The organism is Citrobacter sp. (assembly GCF_050252275.1).
Taxonomy (GTDB): Bacteria; Pseudomonadota; Gammaproteobacteria; order Enterobacterales; family Enterobacteriaceae; genus Citrobacter_A; species Citrobacter_A amalonaticus.
The window spans coordinates 1-3,296 of the sequence record NZ_JBFWLF010000386.1 but is presented as its reverse complement, the minus strand read 5'-3'; the positions used below and the strand labels follow the sequence as shown (position 1 = coordinate 3,296).

At 52.1% G+C, this 3,296-nt stretch carries 5 protein-coding genes and 1 pseudogene; 5 read left to right on the top strand and 1 reads right to left on the bottom strand.

Translation table 11 applies throughout. From position 1 onward, the window contains the following. From smg to AB7E14_RS22045, 5 genes and pseudogenes are all read left to right on the top strand, one after another. A pseudogene (smg, locus tag AB7E14_RS22065) lies at nucleotides 1-182 on the top strand (DUF494 family protein Smg); the annotation flags it as partial. Nucleotides 183-208: 26 nt separating this feature from the next. Next, nucleotides 209-763 carry a DNA topoisomerase family protein gene (locus AB7E14_RS22060; RefSeq protein ID WP_042998369.1) on the top strand — a complete coding sequence of 185 codons (555 nt, stop codon included), beginning with the start codon at nucleotides 209-211 and terminating at the stop codon, nucleotides 761-763. Further along, nucleotides 756-1,328 carry an L-threonylcarbamoyladenylate synthase type 1 TsaC gene (tsaC, locus tag AB7E14_RS22055; RefSeq protein ID WP_316962321.1) on the top strand — a complete coding sequence of 191 codons (573 nt, stop codon included), beginning with the start codon at nucleotides 756-758 and terminating at the stop codon, nucleotides 1,326-1,328. The genes AB7E14_RS22060 and tsaC overlap by 8 nt, the downstream gene beginning before the upstream one ends. Before the next feature lie 4 nt (nucleotides 1,329-1,332). Next, nucleotides 1,333-2,151, top strand: coding sequence for a shikimate dehydrogenase (gene aroE / locus AB7E14_RS22050; RefSeq protein ID WP_080343322.1), 819 nt, complete (start codon nucleotides 1,333-1,335; stop codon nucleotides 2,149-2,151). Then, on the top strand, nucleotides 2,148-2,405 hold the full coding sequence (locus tag AB7E14_RS22045; RefSeq protein WP_042998366.1) for a DUF1488 domain-containing protein: 258 nt from the start codon (nucleotides 2,148-2,150) through the stop codon (nucleotides 2,403-2,405). Before aroE ends, AB7E14_RS22045 begins: the two co-directional genes overlap by 4 nt. Here the strand turns inward: AB7E14_RS22045 and AB7E14_RS22040 are convergent. After that, nucleotides 2,381-2,935 (bottom strand): gamma carbonic anhydrase family protein, encoded by a 555-nt coding sequence (locus AB7E14_RS22040; RefSeq protein WP_042998365.1) that lies wholly within the window; start codon nucleotides 2,933-2,935, stop codon nucleotides 2,381-2,383. The two genes, AB7E14_RS22045 and AB7E14_RS22040, sit on opposite strands and share 25 nt — an antisense overlap. Between the last annotated feature and the right edge of the window lie 361 nt (nucleotides 2,936-3,296).

The window sequence follows — 3,296 nt, the reverse complement described above, 5'->3', positions numbered from 1 at the left end:
TAAACCTCGAAACGCGAGAAATGGTGATTGAACGTGTGCTCGCGCTGGATACCGCAGAATTCGACCTGGAAGACCTGAAGTGGGTCATCCTGATGGTTTTGTTCAATATTCCAGGTTGTGAAAATGCATATCAGCAAATGGAAGAATTACTCTTTGAAGTGAATGAAGGTATGCTGCATTAATCAACCTTAATTCAGCATGAGTTGTTATGGCTAAATCAGCACTGTTTTCGGTGCGTAAAAATGAGCCCTGTCCGCAGTGCGGGGCTGAACTGGTGATTCGCTCCGGGAAACACGGTCCGTTTCTTGGTTGCTCGCACTATCCGGAATGTGACTATATCCGTCCGTTGAAATCCTCAGCGGACGGACATATCGTCAAAGTTCTGGAGGGGAAACATTGCCCTGACTGCGGCGGCGAACTGGTGTTGCGCCAGGGGCGTTTTGGTATGTTTATCGGCTGCAGCAACTATCCAGAATGTGAGCATACTGAGCTCATTGATAAACCCGATGAAACCGCTATTACCTGCCCTCAATGCCAGACGGGCCATCTGGTCCAGCGGCGTTCCCGTTATGGCAAAACTTTCCACTCCTGCGATCGCTATCCGGAGTGCCAGTTTGTCATTAACTTCAAACCGATAGCCGGAGAGTGTCCTGAGTGCCACTATCCGCTACTCATCGAAAAGAAAACCGCGCAGGGTGTGAAGCACTTTTGCGCCAGTAAACAATGTGGAAAGCCGGTTTCGGCGGAACAAACAAGTGAATAATAACCTGCCAACAGACCCTATCGCTGACGCAATAGAGGTACTGAATAAAGAGAATGTCATCGCCTATCCAACAGAAGCCGTCTTTGGCGTCGGGTGCGATCCCGATAGCGAAGTGGCCGTAAATCGTCTGTTGGCCTTGAAACAGCGTCCGGTGGATAAAGGGTTAATTTTGATCGCCGCCAGTTTTGAGCAGCTCAAGCCGTATATTGACGACAGTATGTTGACCGATGCCCAGCGTGATGCCGTGTTTGCTCGTTGGCCTGGTCCGGTGACCTTTGTTTTCCCTGCGCCAGTGACGACGCCTCGTTGGTTGACGGGACGCTTTGATTCATTGGCGGTGCGCGTGACGGATCATCCGCTGGTGGTCGCCCTGTGCCAGGCTTATGGCAAACCGTTGGTTTCAACCAGCGCCAACCTGAGTGGATTACCCCCTTGCCGTACGGTTGAGGAAGTTCGCACACAGTTTGGTACAGACTTCGCCGTGGTGTCAGGAGAAACCGGCGGTCGCTTGAATCCTTCGGAAATCCGTGATGCTCTGACGGGCGAGCTGTTTCGACAGGGGTAAGATGATGGAAACCTATGCTGTTTTTGGTAATCCAATCGCGCACAGCAAATCGCCGTTTATTCATCAGCAATTTGCGCAGCAGTTGCAGATTGCGCATCCGTATGGCCGTGTGCTGGCGCCTGTTAATGATTTCATCAACACACTGAACGCGTTCTTTGCCGACGGCGGTAAAGGAGTGAACGTTACGGTGCCATTTAAAGAAGAAGCATTTGCCCGCGCCGATGAACTCACCGAGCGTGCAGCCCTGGCCGGTGCGGTGAATACGATCAAGCGGCTCGAAGACGGTCGGTTGCTGGGTGACAACACCGACGGCATCGGTCTGCTAAGTGACCTCGAACGTCTGTCATTTATCCAGCCGGGGCAACGTATCCTGCTGATTGGCGCGGGTGGCGCTTCGCGTGGTGTATTGTTACCGCTGCTTTCTCTGGATTGCGGGGTGACGATTGTTAACCGGACGGCATCCCGTGCGGAAGAACTGGCACAGGTTTTTGCACATACAGGTAGCGTGCAGGCGCTGGGTATGGATGAGCTGGAAGGACATGAGTTTGATCTGATCATTAATGCCACCTCCAGCGGCATCAGCGGTGAGATCCCGGCGATCCCGGCATCGCTCATTCGTTCGTCCGTATGTTGTTATGACATGTTCTACCAAAAGGGCAATACGCCGTTTCTCTCCTGGTGTGAACGCCAGGGCGCGAAACGTTATGCCGATGGCCTGGGGATGCTGGTGGGACAAGCAGCTCATGCCGTTCTGCTCTGGCACGGCGTGTTGCCGGAAATTGAGCCAGTGATTGCGCGTCTCAAGCAGGAGTTATCCGCATGAATCAGGCCATCCAGTTTCCAGACCGGGAAGAGTGGGACGCGCAGAAAAAAGCGGTTTGCTTTCCCGCGCTGGTTAATGGCATGCAGTTAATGTGCGCTATTAAGGGAGAAACGCTGGCGAATCGCTTTGGTGGTGAAACGACGGAACAATGGTTAGCTCACTTTTGCGAACATCGCTGGGATCTGGAAGAAGAAGCGGAAGCACTGATCCAGTCCCAGCAAGAAGACGATCATGGCTGGGTTTGGTTACCCTGAGCGAGATACTCGTCTTTCCATTTCACATAATTTCTGGCGGAGTATTGCAGACCCGCTTTCTCCTCCTCTGTTAGCGGCCGGATCTGTTTGACCGGGCTCCCCAAATAGAGATAGCCGCTCTCCAGGCGTTTGTTTTGCGGTACCAGGCTTCCCGCCCCAATCATTACGTCGTCTTCAATCACCGCGCCATCCAGCAGAATCGATCCCATACCGACCAGGACCCGGTTGCCAATGATGCAGCCGTGCAACATCACTTTATGCCCGACCGTCACATCTTCTCCTACAATGAGCGGGTTGCCATCCGGGTTGGAGGCGGATTTGTGCGTGACATGCAACACGCTGCCATCCTGAATATTCGTACGCGCCCCGATCGCAACGTAATTTACATCGCCACGGATCGCAACAAGCGGCCAGATCCCCACATCGTCCGCCAGGCGAACGTCACCAATGATCACACTGCTGCTGTCGAGCATCACCCGTTGGCCAATCTGTGGAAAAAGATCCTTATAAGGACGTAATACGTCAGACATGTTTACCTCAAGGTAAGAGAACAGTAATGATGACTTTGGTTGCATTTCTGCCCTTGCGCAAGTGCTTTAACTATCAAAAATCCACCAAATTGCGCATGAATGGAGCGAAAGGGATGAAAAAGCAGCGAACGGAAAAAAAGATCCAAAAAAGGCTTGTGCAAAAAAATGGGATCCCTATAATGCGCCTCCGTTGAGACGACAAAGTGAAACGCTTCACAAGATGGTCGTCACAGCGAAGAGAAAAATCCTGAAAATCAGGGTTGACTCTGAAAGAGGAAAGCGTAATATACGCCACCTCGCGACAGAGCGCTAAAGCGCGTCGCAACTGCTCTTTAACAATTTATCAGACAATCTGTGTGGG